This window comes from Nocardia higoensis (assembly GCF_015477835.1).
Classification (GTDB): Bacteria; Actinomycetota; Actinomycetes; order Mycobacteriales; family Mycobacteriaceae; genus Nocardia; species Nocardia higoensis_A.
This window is the reverse complement of the sequence record NZ_JADLQN010000002.1, coordinates 207025-223883: the sequence shown is the minus strand read 5'-3', so window position 1 is coordinate 223883 and position 16859 is coordinate 207025. Positions and strand designations below refer to the sequence as shown.

General features: G+C 66.3%; 15 protein-coding genes. 3 read left to right on the top strand and 12 right to left on the bottom strand.

Annotation, left to right across the window (positions count from 1 at the left end):
• Positions 1-71: 71 nt before the first annotated feature.
• Positions 72-1070: an Lrp/AsnC family transcriptional regulator gene (locus IU449_RS15185; RefSeq protein WP_195002756.1), complete on the top strand. Its 999-nt coding sequence runs from the start codon at positions 72-74 to the stop codon at positions 1068-1070.
• A 179-nt stretch (positions 1071-1249) separates the two neighbouring features.
• On the opposite strand, the gene IU449_RS15180 is transcribed toward IU449_RS15185, so the two are convergent.
• Both IU449_RS15180 and IU449_RS15175 read right to left on the bottom strand, forming a co-directional pair.
• A complete protein-coding gene (locus IU449_RS15180) occupies positions 1250-1804 on the bottom strand; it encodes an NAD(P)H-dependent oxidoreductase (RefSeq protein WP_195002755.1) in 555 nt (184 codons plus the stop codon).
• 345 nt (positions 1805-2149) lie between these two features.
• Positions 2150-3262 carry a hypothetical protein gene (locus tag IU449_RS15175; protein ID WP_195002754.1) on the bottom strand — a complete coding sequence of 371 codons (1113 nt, stop codon included), beginning with the start codon at positions 3260-3262 and terminating at the stop codon, positions 2150-2152.
• A 425-nt stretch (positions 3263-3687) separates the two neighbouring features.
• Here IU449_RS15175 and IU449_RS15170 point away from each other — a divergent pair, with 425 nt between their 5' ends.
• Positions 3688-5202 (top strand): GMC family oxidoreductase, encoded by a 1515-nt coding sequence (locus IU449_RS15170; protein WP_195002753.1) that lies wholly within the window; start codon positions 3688-3690, stop codon positions 5200-5202.
• A 106-nt stretch (positions 5203-5308) separates the two neighbouring features.
• Here IU449_RS15170 and IU449_RS15165 read toward each other — a convergent pair whose 3' ends face one another.
• The 10 genes from IU449_RS15165 to IU449_RS15120 form a co-directional block, all read right to left on the bottom strand.
• A complete protein-coding gene (locus IU449_RS15165; RefSeq protein WP_195002752.1) occupies positions 5309-6691 on the bottom strand; it encodes an aldehyde dehydrogenase family protein in 1383 nt (460 codons plus the stop codon).
• Positions 6691-7791, bottom strand: a complete 1101-nt coding sequence (locus tag IU449_RS15160; RefSeq protein ID WP_195002751.1) for a phenazine antibiotic biosynthesis protein — start codon at positions 7789-7791, stop codon at positions 6691-6693. The genes IU449_RS15165 and IU449_RS15160 overlap by 1 nt, the downstream gene beginning before the upstream one ends.
• A 35-nt stretch (positions 7792-7826) precedes the next feature.
• Positions 7827-8507, bottom strand: coding sequence for a phenazine biosynthesis FMN-dependent oxidase PhzG (phzG, locus tag IU449_RS15155; protein WP_195002750.1), 681 nt, complete (start codon positions 8505-8507; stop codon positions 7827-7829).
• A 24-nt stretch (positions 8508-8531) separates the two neighbouring features.
• On the bottom strand, positions 8532-9365 hold the full coding sequence (locus IU449_RS15150) for a PhzF family phenazine biosynthesis protein (RefSeq protein WP_195002749.1): 834 nt from the start codon (positions 9363-9365) through the stop codon (positions 8532-8534).
• Positions 9366-9406: 41 nt separating this feature from the next.
• Positions 9407-9700 carry a hypothetical protein gene (locus tag IU449_RS15145; RefSeq protein WP_195002748.1) on the bottom strand — a complete coding sequence of 98 codons (294 nt, stop codon included), beginning with the start codon at positions 9698-9700 and terminating at the stop codon, positions 9407-9409.
• The gene (locus tag IU449_RS15140) at positions 9697-11571 is read right to left on the bottom strand and encodes an anthranilate synthase family protein (RefSeq protein ID WP_416382174.1); all 1875 of its coding nucleotides are present in this window, start codon (positions 11569-11571) and stop codon (positions 9697-9699) included. The genes IU449_RS15145 and IU449_RS15140 overlap by 4 nt, the downstream gene beginning before the upstream one ends.
• Positions 11568-12191, bottom strand: coding sequence for an isochorismatase family protein (locus IU449_RS15135; RefSeq protein ID WP_195002747.1), 624 nt, complete (start codon positions 12189-12191; stop codon positions 11568-11570). The genes IU449_RS15140 and IU449_RS15135 overlap by 4 nt, the downstream gene beginning before the upstream one ends.
• 15 nt (positions 12192-12206) lie before the next feature.
• Positions 12207-13418 carry a 3-deoxy-7-phosphoheptulonate synthase gene (locus tag IU449_RS15130; RefSeq protein WP_195003216.1) on the bottom strand — a complete coding sequence of 404 codons (1212 nt, stop codon included), beginning with the start codon at positions 13416-13418 and terminating at the stop codon, positions 12207-12209.
• Positions 13419-13534: 116 nt separating this feature from the next.
• Positions 13535-14026: a PhzA/PhzB family protein gene (locus IU449_RS15125; RefSeq protein ID WP_195002746.1), complete on the bottom strand. Its 492-nt coding sequence runs from the start codon at positions 14024-14026 to the stop codon at positions 13535-13537.
• Between the two features lie 136 nt (positions 14027-14162).
• On the bottom strand, positions 14163-15533 hold the full coding sequence (locus tag IU449_RS15120) for an FAD-dependent oxidoreductase (RefSeq protein ID WP_195002745.1): 1371 nt from the start codon (positions 15531-15533) through the stop codon (positions 14163-14165).
• Positions 15534-16060: 527 nt separating this feature from the next.
• Between IU449_RS15120 and IU449_RS15115 the strand changes: the two genes are divergently transcribed.
• A complete protein-coding gene (locus IU449_RS15115; RefSeq protein ID WP_195002744.1) occupies positions 16061-16705 on the top strand; it encodes an RNA polymerase sigma factor in 645 nt (214 codons plus the stop codon).
• Positions 16706-16859: the final 154 nt, after the last annotated feature.

Sequence of the window (16859 nt, the reverse complement as noted above, 5' to 3'; positions counted from 1 at the left end):
GAAAAAGGGTGTCGCGAACCTTGCTGAGCGTCCCTGGCCCGAGGCGGCCAGAAGGTGATCTTCCTGAGACGGTGGTCTCCACAATCGATGTATTGGACCACTGCATTCTTCATGCCCTGCGTATAGACGGTCGGGCGCCGTTCAGCCGGATCGCCGAAGTTCTGGACGTCTCCACGCAAACCGTCGCCCGTCGTTACCGGCGGCTGAGCAGTGAGATGGCGCTTCGCGTTGTCGGGGTGGTGAACCCGCAGCGATCGTCGGGTGAGAAATGGATTCTGAGACTCACGGCCAGCCCGAACACCGCTGAGCGTGTCGCGCAGAGCCTGGCTCGGCGCGACGACACCACATGGGTGCGGCGCATGTCCGGGGGAAACGAGATCTGCTTCGTCACGGTGACGAACTCCGCGGCGCACCATAAGCTGCTGTTCCACGAGATCCCTCGCGCAACCAGCATCACCGAGGTGTCGGCGCACCGCCTGATGCACGCCTATCTGGGCGGTCCCACCGCATGGCAGGGGCACACGACCGCCCTCACCAGCGAGCAGCAGGAGCAGCTCCGCCGAGCATGCGACTCGGCAGAGGGCGCTGACGATCACGAGCCCCTCACATCCCTGACCCAGACGGACTGGCAACTGCTGGCCACGTTGCAGCGTGACGGCCGCATCAGTTACACGGACCTCGCCGCCAAGACCGGCCTGTCGACCTCGACCGTTACGCGCCGACTCGCTGCTCTGCAGGCGGGCGGCATCCTCACCTTCGACGTCGAGATCGGTGCGGAGGTGTACGGCATCACAACGCAAGCCCTGCTGTGGATGTCGGTCACCCCCGCGCACCTGGACCAGGTAGCGAGAACCCTGATCCAACACAAGGAACTGGCCTTCCTGGCCTCTACCACCGGCCCCACCAACCTGGTGGCCCTCGTCCTGTGCAGGACTCCCACCGAACTGCACGACTACCTGGCCCAGGGTCTCAGCGCGCTGGACTCCATCCGTATGCTCGAGACAAGTCCTGTCCAGAAGACCCTGAAAACCTGTAGTCCGTTCCTGCGCAACAGCATCGGATCGGCGTAGACCTCCACGTCCGGTTCCATGGTCGAGTGCGGCGAATCCGCCCACCGGTCGCCGCCGAACCCAGGTCCGCAACGCCTCCTCGTGATTACCCAGGTCGCGTGCGACCTGGGTAATCACGTTACGACCCCCACCCGCCCCGAACAGTTCCGTGTACGTGATCTACACCGATCCGGGCAATCTCAGCCGACCGGCGTCCCGCTGGTCGCGATGAGCCTGCAGTACTCCTTGGCATCCAGGACGAGGTCCTCGTCCGACGGGTCGAAGATCAGGCCGTAGACAGCGTGAACACCTTGATAGTCGAATTGGCAGAACTCCAGTGTCTGACTGACCGGAGCGAGGTACTCGTCGAGGGTCCGGCGGGCGAGGCCTTCTGCGCTGTAGGTATCGGAGGTACTGCCGACCGAGACGGCCAGCCAAGCCTTCTTGCCGCGCAGCGCGGAGGCGGAACCGTCGAAGGTGAAGGCGAAACCGTGAATCAGCACCGCGTCGAACCATGCCTTGAGTGCCGGGGTCACGTTGTACCAGTACAGCGGGAACTGCAGAATCACGGTGTCGTGCTCACGCAGCAACTGCTGCTCGCGCGCGACATCGATGTCGAGATCGGGGTAGGTCTGATAGAGGTCGTGGACGGTGACGTTGCCCAAGTCCTGAATCTCGGCGAGCCGGGCGGCGTTGGCGCGGGACTCGCTGAGGTTCGGGTGGGCGACGATGACGAGTGTGCGATTGGTGGTCACAGACGGTTCCATTTCTCGTGTAGGACGCAAACCCGTGCGTCGTTACTGTCGATGAGGGTGAGCAGGTCGGCCGTGGCCGTGGTCACGCGTGCTTCTCGAGCGAGCAGCTACGTCTTCCAGTAGATTCGGTCAGTGATCCGAGTGGCGTCTGTGGACGCCATATTGACGGACTCATTCCACCGGCGACCGTCCTGGCGGTGGATATTCACGCTCGCCTCGCCGACCGCCGGTTCGACTGTCGCCGGCATGGCGTCGGCGGGAAACTCTCAGATCACGCGCTCGCATCACGATTGTGCCGGAGCCCCGGGTGATCACCCACGGGGACAACGCCAGCACACCGGTGATTCATGCGACGGACCCTGCCCGATTGTTTTCGACAGCCCCATTGCCGATGCCATCTCGATGGGAGGCCAGAGGGACCGTTCGGAAGTTGAACGCCTTGTCGCGAATGGTGATCGTGAAGGAGAGTCCGGACCGCTCGCCCGCTGCAATCATCAACACGAGCATCGGCATATGCCATTGATACTTCGTGAGCGTGCCTCGACTCGCATGGACATCCGAACCGTCGTGCGCCGATACATTGCCGTAGTTGTTGACGCAGAAAACGTTCGGCGTGGCAATCATCGCACCGATTCTGGCCCGCCCGGCCTCGAGGAACTCGTCTCGCGAATTGACGCCGGACAGCAGGTCCATCTGCCTCTGCTCCTCGGCGTGGTAGTAGTCACGGATCTGGATTCCCGTGCTTCGCGCGACCACGCTTCGCGGCACTGTCAGAAACATGAGGGAATTGCCGAGGGGGAGGTCCGGCGAGTAGAGACTGTTCTTCAGGACGAACATGTTCTCACTGTCGCGCTCGAGGAACTCGGTCTTCATCTTGTCCAGGTAGGGACCGATCTTGGTCGGCGTGGCACAGCTTTCGGCGAACCCGACGGGAAGTTCCCTGACCTCGGTGGAGCGCGATGTTTCGACGGGTGGCAGGAACTCCGCCAGCTCATCGGGTCGAATCCCCAGATCTCCGAGTCCTCGGGCGATCTGGAATTCATCCTGTCCGGTCTTCAGGGTCTTCATCAGTGCCTGATGAAGACGGAAACATTTGTATCCGTCTTGCAGCGGGAACGGCACGCACGTGAAGATGCCCTGCATGTGCGGGTCCGAGCGATAGGTGACGGAAGCGACCAGAAAGCTGTCACAGTAGCTTTCATACTTCTCCGAGAGGAGTCCCTGAAAGGACGACAGGGGGAAATCCTCGGGAGAATCGAAAGCAAGCTCTATCAGGTGGCATCTGACGAAGAGCGGATTCCCTCGAAAGAAGTGCGCCAGGGCCTTCTCGAATTCGGTGAGATCGAAGACCCGCTCAACCTTGTAGGTCGAGAGCGCCGGGAAGAACTGCGACTCGTTTATGAACGGGTAGGTGGTCATGGAGAGTCGAAGGACTTTGTCGGCAGTGGCGATGGGCATGTGAATACCTCCATGTGATCGCGGTCGATGCATGACATGAATTGCATACGATGCGGACACCATCGAGGTTTCCGGTATGCACAGCGAATATATGTTCCCCAAAGGTTCGGCCACCGCACGTGGCGCAGTATTGGTTGATTCGTTCCATCGAGCGCGGCTCACGTGGCCGATATTCACTCCGGCAGCGCTGGTGAACCGTCGTCGTTCGGCGGTTCGCCGATCGCCGGGTGCGTGAGCCTGGCATCACGTGACCGCGGACCGGCGGTCTCCGGGTGAATGAAACGCCTTCAGAAGGTCGGTCATGGAGTAGATCCGTCAGGCGGTAATGCCCGCTGGAATCTTTCGGCCAGAGGTCGGTGATCGGCTTCCCGAATCGGCTCGGCACCGCGACGCTCGCCGCAACGAGATCGAAAGGGGTCCCTGCTATGTCCCACTCTGTCGAACCGGCCGACGTCCTGATCGTCGGTGGCGGGTCGGCCGGCGCGGTACTCGCCGCGCGCCTGAGCGAGAACCCCGCCCGGCGCGTCGTGTTGCTCGAGGCCGGGCCGGACTACGGCCCCACCCGGTTCCCCGCCGCGCTGCTCGACGCCAACCGCATCGCCGATCTCGATCACGACTGGGGATACACCTCACGGGGCGGGCGGCTGAGCCCCGAGATCGCCACGCTGCGCGGCAAAGTGATCGGCGGGAGTTCCGCCGTCAATGTCGGCGCCGCCCTCCGCGCCCGCGCCCGCGACTTCGCCCGATGGGCCGAGCAAGGGCTCGACGACTGGAGCTTCACCGACGTCCTGCCGTACTTCCGCGCACTGGAAAACACCCCCACCGGCCATGACGAGTTCCACGGGCGAAGCGGGCCGATGCCCGTGCGCCAATTGACCGACGCCGAACTGACTCCCGCGCACAAGGGCTTCATCGAGGCCGCTGTCGCCCGTGGCCACAAGCGGATCGACGACTTCAACGGCGCCGAGCAGGGCGGCGTCGGGGCCTTCGCCGTCAATGTCCTCGACGGGATCCGGCAGAACACAGCCTTGGTCTACCTCACCGCTGAGGTGCGCGCTCGCCCGAATCTCACTGTGCACGGTGCCGTTGCCGTCGACCGGGTCCTGTTCCGCGGTACGAGTGCGACCGGAGTGGTCACCGCCGACGGGGCGGTGCACAACGCCGACGAGGTGATCCTTTCTGCCGGGACCTACGGAAGCGCCGCGATCCTGCTGCGCTCCGGCATCGGCCCCGTCGGCGACCTGACATCGCTCGGCATCGAGCCTCGCGCCGACCTACCGGTCGGACAACACCTGCAAGACCACCCCTTCTTCCACACGATCTACGCACTCGCTCCGGGGCGAGCGGAGATGACCCCGGCCCTCGGCGCGCTGCTGTGGACCGCCTCCAGCGAGGCCTCGGACGGCGAACTCGACCTGAACATCGTCGCCGTGCATCCCAACGGGGCTCCGTTCATGCCCGCCGGCGGCATCGTCGGCCTGTCCACGGCTCTAGTCCTTCCCGACGCGCACGGCACGCTTCGCCTCGCCGACCGCGATCCGCTGTCCCAGCCCCTGATCGACCACAACTACCTCGGCACCGACCGCGACCGTCGGCGCATGCTCGAAGGCGTCCGACTCGCCCGCGATCTGGCCCGTCACCCGGCCCTCACGCCATCACTCGCCGAGCTGCTGATCCCGCGCGAACTGCCCGACGACCCCGCGCAACTGATGCAGGTGGTCGAATCCGACCTCTCCATCTACGGTCACCCCACGTCTACCGTCCCTATGGGTGCCGCCGACTCGCCTCAGGCCGTCGTCGACTCCCGCGGAGCCGTGCACGGATTGGCGGCCCTGCGTGTCGTGGACGCCTCGATCATCCCGTACGTGCCCTCCAGCGTCACCAACCTCACCACGATCATGCTCGCCGAACGCATCGCCGACCTCGTCTACAACCGCTGATACTCCCGAGACCGCCGCTGTCGCGGAAGGACATTCGGCGTCGCGCTCCACCATCCACATCGGGCGGTGGAAGAGCCCGTTCCGTCTCTGTCCGACCCGCGGAAGACTACGTCGTCGACGTGACGATGCCTTTGTTCCACATGAGGAAGTCGCCGAGAAACCCGTCGTGGGGAACTCCGGATGCCATCCAGTGGGTGTGCCGGTCGCCGAGGTAGACATTGCGGATCGTCGGTTCGTCCACCAGCCGGCCCAGCAGTTCGTCGTCCTCGGTGAGCACGGTGAGCACCAGCGTGTCGCGTAATGGGGCGATGCCGGCGGCGCGTGTCCACGGAGCGACCCATACGCAAGGGAACGGCAGCTCGACGCGGATCTGCGGGGCGGCGGGGTCGTCCACTTCGTACACGGCCGGACGCAGGACCGCGCTGCCGTCACCGAGTTCGTCGACGACGCCTGCACCGCCGAGCCAGGCCCGCGCGCCTGCCGCGGTCTTCAGCAGGTAGCTCTCGATCGCACGGGCTGCTTGCCGTTGCTGCACCGGAAGGCTCGCCTGGGGATGCTCCGGAGGCAGGCTGGGTATCGCGGCCAGTCGTTCGGCTATCGCCTCGGCGAGTGGAGCGGGGTCGCCCTCGACGAGCACAGCGCTGGCGCTCACGCAGCCGGTGCCTCCGTGGTCGGCCACCGACTCGACGATGACGTCCAGGTGCCGACGCCAGTCGGTGTCAGCGGTGATGAGGATCTTCGACCGCCCCGGTCCCTGCGGCGACACCTGGGTGCCACGGTACTTCGCCACGACGTCGGCGCCGCCGTAGACCATCCCCAGGTCCGCACCGCGCAACACCCCCTCGGCACCGGCGTGATCGGTGGGCAGCATCACCACGTGGTCGGCCGGGAATCCGGCGGTGCGCAGCGCGGTGATCAGTCGATACGGGGTGAACGGATCCCGGCTCGACGGGCGAACCGCGACCCGGTAACCCAACGCGAGTGCCTCCGGCCAGATGGCGTGGGTGCCCGGATGATTGCCGGCCGCGTGGACCGCGAACACCGACCCCCGCCGGACCCAGACAGCTCGGCCGGCCCGGGTGGAGGGATGCTGCCAGTCCGCCGCCGATCCTCTGGGACGGGCTCGATGAGCGCTGTCGAAGGCGTTGGCCACCCGTCGCGCCACTGAGCCGTTCGCCTCCCGCACCGACGAGATCGGCACACCGCCGGCCCGGCTGACCGCATGCTGGTAGTCCGCGGGGGACAGGCCGCCGATGGTGGCACGGTCGAACAGTTCAGCCGCCTCTGCCAGCAGAGCGGCCCGCTCTGTTGCAGGCAACGTCTCGGCCCTGTGCAGTGCGGCCATCGATCGACGGACGAACACCGGCGGGACCAGGCTCACCTCGGCGAGGACGGCCCCGCTGACATCGGTGACCGTCAGCCGGTTCGCCGCCCGGAACTCACCGGATGGTCCCAGCGCTGGAATGTCGATCGGGACAGCGTCGACCATCAGTACACGCCCTCGATGACGGCCTCGTCTTCGAAGGTGGCGACCGGCGCGATGTCGGCCACCGCGTGGCCGACAGTGCCCTCGACGGCAGGCATCCGAGTGGCCAGGTCCCGTTCGAGGTTGTTGGGCAGCAGGAACGACTTGCTGACGTGGTTGACGACAACCTGGCCGCGCTGTCCTTCCGGCACGTGCTCGCCCGTCTTCGCGTCGACGACCGTGAACGTGACGTACGGGGAGAAGGGGTCGAAGACGCAGGGCGAGCCGCTCTCCAGGCCCGCGCGTTCACCCGCGACGCCGATCATCATCGTGCTGCCGTACTCGCCGCACATCGCGATGTCAGGGAAGATCTCGTTCTTGAACAGGTTGCGCGAGTCCGGGTCCATCTGTGTTCCACCCCAGCGGATCGCCTTCACCTGAGAGTTCACCAGGTCGACCAGCGCGTCGTCGGAGGCGATGCGATCGAGCAGCGGCGGGGTGATCGTGAGCAGGCCGACATCCTGGGTGCGCAGCACGTCGACCGCCTGGTCGACGACATGCCCGGCGTAGGCCTCGGCGTCGGCGAACCGCCGGCCGGCGATGAGCTTTTTGACCCAGCGCGGGTCCAGGTCGATCGTGAAGCCGTGCGTTCCGTGCGTGCGGGCATGCCGATGGAACAGCGTGGCGACAACATGCGGGCCGGTGGGGATGATGCCCAGCCAGTTGACGCCGCGTGGGACACCGTGCCGGTCCAGATGCGCGTTGCTCCAGGACACCATCCGCTCCAACCAATCCCGCATCAGCACGACCCGCTTCGGGGTGCCCGTGGTGCCACCACTCTCGTAGAACCCGACCACGTCGGGACGCTTCCCGTAACCCTTCGGAATCAGGTCCTCGGCCCGGACTTCGCGCAGTTCGGCGGCGACGTTCGGGAACAGCCGCAAGTCCGTGTGGGTCCGCACGTCCGCTCGTGGGTCGAATGCGAGCGTCTTCGCTCGCTCCAGCCAGAACGCACAGCCGGTCTCGGGGTTGAAGTGCCATTCCATCGCCGCCCGGATGAACTCGTCCGGGTCCGGCGTGACATCGAAGGGGAGATCCAGGATCTTCTCGGTCGCAGTGGTCATCGGCGGTACTGCCTTTCTGTCGGTGTGTCGGTCGCTCAGGGCTGCAGCCGATTCGTCTGCCAGCCGTCCGGCCCGAGGTCGTACCGCAGGCGACGGTGCAGGCGGTCGGAGGCAGCGGACCAGAACTCGACCACGGCCGGCCTCAGGCAATAGCCGACATAGGAATCCGGCCGCGGGAGCGCCCGGTCGAGCAGCTCGAGTTCGAGGGCCTGGGCCCGAAGCGCCGCAACGTCTGTCAGGGGCGCGCTCTGATGACTGACGCTCGACATGGCGTGCAGCGGGATCGGTCGTGCCGACCACAGCGCGTCGGACTCGTCTTCCGGCAGCGGCGTCACCGGGCCGGACAGGATGAGTTGCTGACCGGTCTCCCGCCAGTAGAGCAGCCCCGACGCCCAGCCTGTCGCGGCTATCTCACGGCCTTTCTGGCTTCCGCTGTGGCTTGCGAAGACCAGTCCTCGATCGGTGATCGAGATGATCACCACGATGCGGTTGGAGGCGATACCACGGGCATCCGCGGTGGCCAGTGCCAACGCTCTCGGCTCGCGGACACCGCGCTCGACGGCGTCTTCCAGCCAGCTGCGCACCAGGTCCAGCGGCTGCGCGGGCGGCCGGTCGTACTCCGGGAAGTCGAGATCGACGGCCCCCCCGAGTGATTCGAACCGGCTCGATGTCGATCTTGTGCCTTCTGGCTTCACGTCGTGTCGACCCGTGACCATTGACAGGGCTCCTTGCTGAAAGCGCTAGATGCAGAGGGTTCCGCGGGCGATGATGACGCCGTGGCCGCTGACGTTGACGGCCGAGACCTGCTCGCCACCGCCCCAGGCGATGGCCCGCATCAGCGAGGGGCGCCCCAGTTCGATGCCCTGTTCGATCTCGATGTCCTGCTCCCATCCCGCCAGACCGTGCCTGGCCAGGTGGATCGCCAGCGGACCGGCGGCCGAACCTGTCGCCGCGTCCTCCACCACCCCGTAGGCAGGCGAGAACATCCGGATACGCCATCGCGCGCCGGCACCGGCGAAACAGTTGACGGCCATGTCCGGAAAGCGGGTCAGTGCCCGATGGTCGGGGCACACGGCGGACAGCGAGGGAATGTCGGGCAACCCGACGAACACGTGCCGCGGGCCGTTCCGATATGCCTCCACCGGCGCGATCGAGGTCTGCACGCCGAGCGCCTCCAGCAGTTCGGGGCCGTGCTCGTAGAGTTCCCATCGGGGCAGTGGCTGCTCCATCCAGACTTCGGTGGCGCCGTCGTCGGTACCGAGCCGGAACGGAATGACACCGATCGCGGTCTCCAGTTGCAGCTTGTCCTGGCCGAGCTTCTCGGCGAGCGCCACAGCGGTGCCGAGCATCGGGTGCCCGGCGAACGGCAGCTCGTTGACCGGAGTGAAGATGCGGATGTGCGCGTCGCCGCCGCACTCCGACGGCAGGACGAAAGTGGTTTCGGACAAGTGCATCTCGTTGGCGATGCGTTGCATCAGGTCGGTGGTGAGGTCCTCGCTGTCGAAGATCACGGCGACTGGATTGCCGTCGAGCGGCCGACGGGCGAACGAGTCGACGACCACGTAGTCGTGCATGCTGGCTCCGCTCGGGATAGTAGGTACCGGGTGGTGGGGGTTCACGAGTGTTTCCCCTCGGCTGTGGCGACCACGTCGAACTCTGTCCGGTGGGTCGGTGGACGGCCGATCAGCTCGGCCGCCCGGTTCGGTGGCAGGCGCTGATCCGCGGGAATGTCCCGGGCCCACCACATGACCGCGCCCCATCGGTTTCGCTCCCGATCGACGATCCAGAGCTTCACGCGCAGGCCCTCGACCTCGCACCAGTCAGCGATCGAGCTCCGCATGTCCTGTTCGAGCGACTCGATCGTCGCGCCGGAATCGGTCAGATCCCACCACGCGATGGTGACGGTCATCGGTCGAGCACCCCCCGGATCGCATCAGCGATCAGGCGTGGTCCATCGACGGTGAGCACCGACTCCGCGTGGAACTGCATCGACGCGAAACGCGGGCCGCGTAAGGCGTGCACCTCGCCGGTCTCGGCGTTCTGGCTCACCTCGACCGGACCGATCCCGTCGACCTCGATCTTGTCCTGATCGCAGAAGGCCGCGAAGGTGTTGTAGAAGCCGACCCGTTCGCGGACCCCGAACAGGTCCACCTCCCGCGCCAGCCCCTGGTTGGGCGGCTGCAGGCGGCGCAGTTCGAGGCCGAGCCGGATGCTGAGTACCTGGTGACTCAGGCATACCGCGAGCAGCGGCCGACGTGCCGCCAGCGCGGTGTCCAGCGCCGACCGGAGGTGGGCGATCTTGGGGTGCGCGGCGATCCGCGGATCGCCGGGGCCTGGACCCAACACGATCAGGTCGTAGCTGTCCATGTCGTAGGGCTCGTCGAAGCGCCGCACCTCCACCGCCAGGCCGAGCGAGTCGAGTTGGGCGGCCAGCATCGCGGTGAAGGTGTCCTCGGCGTCGATGATCAGGGCCGGCACACTCGGCAGTGTCGGTACTCCTGAGCCGAGCGGGTCGCGTCGTCCGATCCAGAAGCTGGAGATTCTCTCGTTCCGGCGCAACAGCTCGGAACGGACCTCCGGGTGCGTCCCGAAATCGGTGGTGCCCGCCGACGGCTCCAACGCGTCGAGCAGACCGGCCACCTTGGCGCGGGTTTCGGCTGCCTCGGCCAACGGCTCGGAGTGGCGGACCAGGGTCGCGCCGACGTCGATTCGCATCCGGCCTGCTCGGTCGATCTCGGCTGTGCGGATGAGGATCGCGGAGTCGAGTTGACGGTCACCCTGGGGACCTCGGCCGATCAGTGCGACGACGCCGCTGTAATAGCGACGACCTCGCGGCTCGTACCGCGCGATCACTCGGGCCGCGCTCTCCAGTGGGCTGCCCGTGACCGTCGGAGCGAACATCGTCTCCCGCAGGATCTCTCGCACGTCCATCTCGGTCCGGCCCTCGATCAGGTACTGCGTGTGCGCGACGCGTTTCATCTCCTTGAGGTCCGGACCGAGTATCCGACCGCCGCCGGGACAGATCCGCGCCATCATCTTCAGTTCCTCGTCGACGACCATGAACAGTTCGTCGGTCTCCTTGCGGTCGGCGAGGAATTCCAGGACACCGTGGAGGGTGGGACCACTGCTCGGGTACCGATAGGTGCCGCTGATCGGGTTCATCACGGCGGTCCCGTCGCGCAACGAGACATGCCGCTCAGGTGTCGCGCCGATCAGCGTTGTCCTCCCGTCATGGATGACGAAGGTCCAATAGGCCTGCTGTTCGCGTTGCAGCAGCCGTCGGAAGAACGAAAGCGCGGCCTGCGGCGTCCACTCGCTGATGTCTGCCAGGAAGGATCGCTTGATGACGAAATTGGCGCCCTCGCCCGTGCCGATCTCGTCGTCGACGATCCGCCGGACCAAGTCCGCGTAGGCGTCGTCGTCGAGATCGAAGTGCCCGCCGGCCGGGACGGTCGGCGCATTCGGCAGGCGGGTGAGGGCGTCGGCGAGCGGTATCCGATCCTGGCTACCGACGGTCATCACCAGCAGCGGCGCGCCGTCGTTCGGCGCGTCGAAGCCGCGCTCGGCCAACTGCCGATAGGGCACGAGCACGAGCGCGTCCCAGCCCTCGGCATCGTCGGCGAGCGGGATATCCGACAGCGACTCCACCTCGACCACGTCGCCGGCCAGCACGTCGAGCATGCCGGGGACGCCACTCTCTGGCCGGCTGACGAGCGCGAAGGCGGAGGTCTGCGCCGTGAGGATCCGACCCAGCAGATCATGCTCGGCGGACGCCGTCACTGGAACACGTCTTCGGTCAGGACCACCGTCGCGCAGCACAGAGCCGCGTACGCGAGTGTGCTGTGGTGGTCGGCTTCGGTGAAGTCGCCGAGAGCGTCGGCGACCAGGAACGGCTGGATGTCGTGGCTGAACGCGTCCAGTGCCGTTGTCAGCACGCCGACGTGCGCGTACACGCCGGACACGATGAGCTGGTCGCGTCCGGCCGCACGCATCCGCGCCAGCAGATCGGAGTTGTGGAACGCGCTGTATCGCCACTTGGTCAGCAACCAGTCGGAGGCTGCCGGCGCCAGCTCGGGGACCACCCCTCGCTCACCGGGTTCGGTGCTCATGCCCGGTCCCCAGAAGTCCTTCAGCAGCCCGCGCTGCCGGTCGGTCATCCCCCCGGGTTGTGCCGTGTAGGCGATCGGCACGTCGAGGTCGACACACCGCTTGCGCAGCAGCGCGGCATTGTGCACCAGTTCGTCACGCAACGGCGACGCCAGCGGCTTCAGGAAGAAGCTCTGCATGTCGTGCAGCAGGAGCACGGCACGTGCCGGATCGACGGTCCACTGCGCGACATTGGCCGGCAACGTCGTCCGGGTCGGCATCGGATACGAGGGGATCGGTGGGATTCCCGCCATCGAGACACTCCTTCCTTATCGGTTACCGGTCGGTCCGCTCGGCACGGCTCGGGCCGCACCGACTGGATCCACTGCTGTCGACCACGCGGCGACCACCTCCGCGGCCTGGGTGGCGTTGAGCCGGGGGTCGCACAGACTCGTCCAGCGTCCGGAACCCAGCTGTGCCTCGAACGCGTCGTCGACACACTCGAGCACGTCGTCCGGGGTCGTCTCGAGGTGCAGACCACCGGCCACCCCGCCGGCCAGTTCGACCACACGCCGGAAGGTGTGCACCTCCCGGATGATGGTGCTCACGTGCCGGGTCTTGCGTCCGTCAGCGGTGACCGTGTTGTTGCCGTGCATCGGGTCGCAGAGCCAGATCACCGGGTGGCCGGCGGACCGCACGGCCGCGACGAGTTCGGGCAACCTGGTCGCGACGGCGCCGGCGCCCATCCGGGCGATGAGGGTGAGCCGACCGGGTTCCCTGTTCGGATCCAGGAGGTCGCACAGCAACGTGATCTCACCGGCGCTCATGCTCGGGCCGACCTTGCAGGCGACCGGATTGGACACCTGCGCGAGCAGGGCCAGGTGCGGACCGTACAGCTGGCGGGTCCGCTCACCGATCCACGGCCAATGGGTGGAACTCAGCCAGAGCCTGCCGTCGGAATGCTCCCGGACCAGGGGCTGCTCGTAGTCCAGCAGCAGAGCCTCATGGCTGGTCCACACGGTCGGCTCGGCAGCCGGCGTGCTCGACTCCGCTCCGGCCGGTCGCCAGCCCAGCCGTCCCATGATCTCCCCGGCCGCGCTGAAACCGGTGAGCATCCGCAACGGATCGGGCCGACGGCTCTCGGGATCAGGCTCGGGGCCGTTGACGAGGTGGCCACGGTAGCTCGGCAGCTCCATGCCGTCGATCGACTCGGTGTCCTTCGACCGGGGCTTGGCGAACTGACCCGCGATCCGCCCGACCTTCAGCACGGGTACGCCGGTCGCGCCCTCCAGCATGTCGGCGAGCTGTTCGAGCAGTTCGGTCTTGGCGGCGACATGTTCCGCGGTGCGGTCGGCCGGGTCCTCCGCACAGTCACCGACCTGCAGCACCAGCAGCTCACCCCGGGCCGCGTCGGACAGTCGACCGTGCAGCTCGTCCACGTCGGCCGGTCGGACGAGTGGCGGGCAGGTTGCCAGGAATTCGCGTGCCAACCGGACCTGCTCGGGGTTCTCCCAGATCGGTTGCTGAGGGCCCCTGAGCATTTCCGGGGTGAGGTGTTCCTCGAACACGTGATGCTCTGTGGGCTCGGCGGCTCGTGGCTGGTTCGCCGCGGACTCCGGCACGGACGCGCCGGTGAGCAGGTGACTCCGCTGCGGATTCATGTCGGGATTCCGTCACGTCGGATGGCGGGTACGGCGATGCCCAGGGCGCGGTACTGCTCGATCGGGTTCATGAATTCGCGCTGCTGCTTGATCTTCCCGTCCTCGAACAGGAAAGAGTGCAGGAAATGGTTGCGGTAGTGGCCGACCGGGTAACCGGGGAACACGATCCGGCCTTCGCCGTCGCACTCGACCCAGAACCGGTTCGGGTCCTGGGTGTCGAAGATCTCGACGTTGGTCCAGACCCAGTCGGGAAAGCACTGCAGCGACCAGACGCCGTGCTCGCCCAGGCGGTCCCGACCGCTGATCGCGATCGGTTGACCGGTGTCGTTGGTCCAGAGGCCGCCGACGCCGTCTTCGGTGAACAGCAGATGACGGCGCAGCCGGTCTTCCCCACGGGTGGCCATGTAGGTCTCGACGATCGCGCGGTTGTGGCGGCGCACCTCGTCATCGGTCGGCGCCACATGTGCGGCGGGTTCGGTCTGGAACATGCTTGTACCTCTTACTGGTGGATAGAGGCCACGGTCCCGGTGGATTCCGGACCATGGCGGCGTGCCGAAAGCCCATAGATCTCGGTCGAGATGGGGGCAGAGCTGTGAGACCCGGTCGCGCCCAGGCCACGCGGGATCAGCGGCGGCGCAGGTTTCCGGCAAAGACCCGGAGCATCGTTCCCGGCCGCATGAGCGTGGTCGGCGGGACGAGCAGGTACTGCACCTTCAGGAACCGCTCGGCCAGCACACTGTCGTGCTCGGCGGCGGTCAGGACCATGTTGATGTACGCGTTGACCATCCGCACCGAGAGCGGACGGGGCCCTTCGACTTGCGGGATGGACAGGTCACTTCCGGTGGCCATCTGCCAGGTGACACCGAGCGGCTTCGAGACGGCCTTGAAGAACCGCTGCGCCAGCCGATCCGTGCCGCCCCGCAGTGTGTTCCGGAGGGTCTCCGCCTGGATGGCGGCCACGGTCATGCCCTGCGCATAGATCGGGTTGAAACTGCAGATCGCGTCACCCACGACGAGCAGCCCTTCCGGGAACCGGGACAGCTTCTCGTACCGGCGGCGTACGGTCGCCGGGAACCGGTGCGCGACAATCTCGCTCAGCGGTTCGGCGTCGCGGATCGAGGCGAACACGTGCGGCGGGACGATCGGCTCGGCGAACGCCAGGAACCCGGCCTGGTCGGTCGGCGGGTGGTGGCCGCCGTACCCGATCAGGGTCAGAATCCAGCGGCCGTCTTCCTGCTCCAGGTACTCGGCACCGGTCGGACGCGTCGGAGCGTGCCCGATGATCACCACCTTCTCCCTGCCCATCGAGCCGGGGACCGGGCGAAGGTACTGGCTGACATACAGCAGATCGACCCGCAATGTCTCCTCCGGCGGACGGGAATACCCCATCGCCTCCAGCCACGTGGTGGCTCGCCCGGACCGTCCGGTCGCGTCGACCACCAGGTCGGCGTGTATGACGTCGGCGGAGTGGTCCTCGGTGTACAGGACCTCGACGCCGAGCACCCGGGTGTTGTCGTCGGTCGTCTCCAGACCGACCACCTGGCAGCCATCGATCAACTTGACGTTCGGCAGCCCCATGACCCGGTTGCGTACCGAGTTCTCGAGGTGCGGCCGGCTCGGCTGGTATGTGTCGGAGAGTTCGGTGTACTCACCGGTCATGCAGAGCAGATGGCCACCCAGGTCGTTCCGCAGTTCGGCGGGCGAGCTGATGGTCGGCGCGCCATCGGCCACGAATTCGTCGAGCAGCCCTGGAAACAGTTCCTCGAATATCTCGGCTCCGCGAGAGAGCAGCCCGTGAGCATGCCGCCCCTGCGGCGCTCCTCTCCGGGGCGCGATGCCCACCTCGGACACCCGGTCGCGTTCGATCAGCGTGATGCGGTCGTACGAATCCGCGAGGACCCGCGCCGCGAGGAGGCCGGAGACACTCGCGCCCAGCACTACCGCATGCCCGCCGAGCCTCGTGTTCGTCGATGCGGAGGCACCGCTTCTACTCATGCCGCCCTCGTCTCGCCATTGGTATCAGCATGTATTGCTAGAGGCGAGCGACGCCGGCACTGATACACCCGCAATCGGCCCATGACGGCACGACCGCGCCGGAAGACTTTTGCGCGCGGATACCGAATCCGACTGAATTCGCATACGGGAGATCCGATCTGAATCCCGCCGAGTAGTGGAAAGCGTTCCGAGTGTTTCACCGTTGAGCGAGATCAGCGAGTGTTGCGCACTATGTTGTCCGACAACACTATTGACAATCCACTGCCGGTTGTGATGCGAGGGCACTGCCGAAAATGCGCCATATCCCTGCCTGCTGTGCGGCACACCACCGCTGTCCTGCGACGTCGCCGCGCGCTGCACGGGGAGTGCGGTTCGCGGTGCAGCGGTATGCCAGCGAGCGGTGCAACTCCGACGGTGACGATGGCCCCTGTTGTCCGGAGAACGGATTTCCACCGATCTCGAATGCTGGTGGAAGCCCTTTTCCTCACAGGGAAGGAACGGCCGTGGTGAATATGGAGCTCGATCGAATGGACGTCGATTCAGCAGGGGGGCCGGTCACTTTCGAGTCCGATCGAGGTGATCACGCCGATCAGGAGTCCACCGCCAGCGCGCTGGTCGGGATGGCGGTCGACGGAGACGAGGATGCCTGGGAACTGATCGTCACCCAGCACACTCGCTACCTGGGCTCCATCGGGACGGCGAAACGCCTCTCTTCCGAGGAGTGCTCCGACGCCGTGCAGGAGACGTGGCTCAGTGCGGTCGCCCAACTGCCGAAACTCCGCGACCCGAGCCGGCTTCGTCCGTGGCTGGCCATGATCATGCGACGTAACTGCGAAAGCATCAGCCTTCGCCGAAACACACGGCGCGAGGAACTGGTGGGCGACGTTGCCGACACCGTCGGGGAATGGCTTCGTGACGACCGTGTCGACATCGAGCGGGACATACTGGCCACCGAACGGACATCGGTGCTCCATCAGGTGTTGCGGCTGCTACCGGAGGCCGAACGCGTGCTCCTCACGGAGTTGGCCCGCAACGACGGTTCCTACAGCGAGATCGCCGGTCACCTCGGAATCCCGGTGGGCAGTATCGGCCCGACCCGGATGCGAGCGCTACGCCGGCTGCGCGAGATGTTCGATCACACCCCGACAGGTGACGTACTTCAGTTCGCCTGAGGCCGCGTACCCCGCAGTGCCCCGGACGCGTGGTCACGGTTCGGGGTCGCTGGAAGGGGGAGCCCGCGACGCTTCAGGCGCGATACTCCGTCCGCCTGGCCGAAGTCCAAAGCTGTTGCACCACAACAACATACATTTCCATTCGGAATGGCAC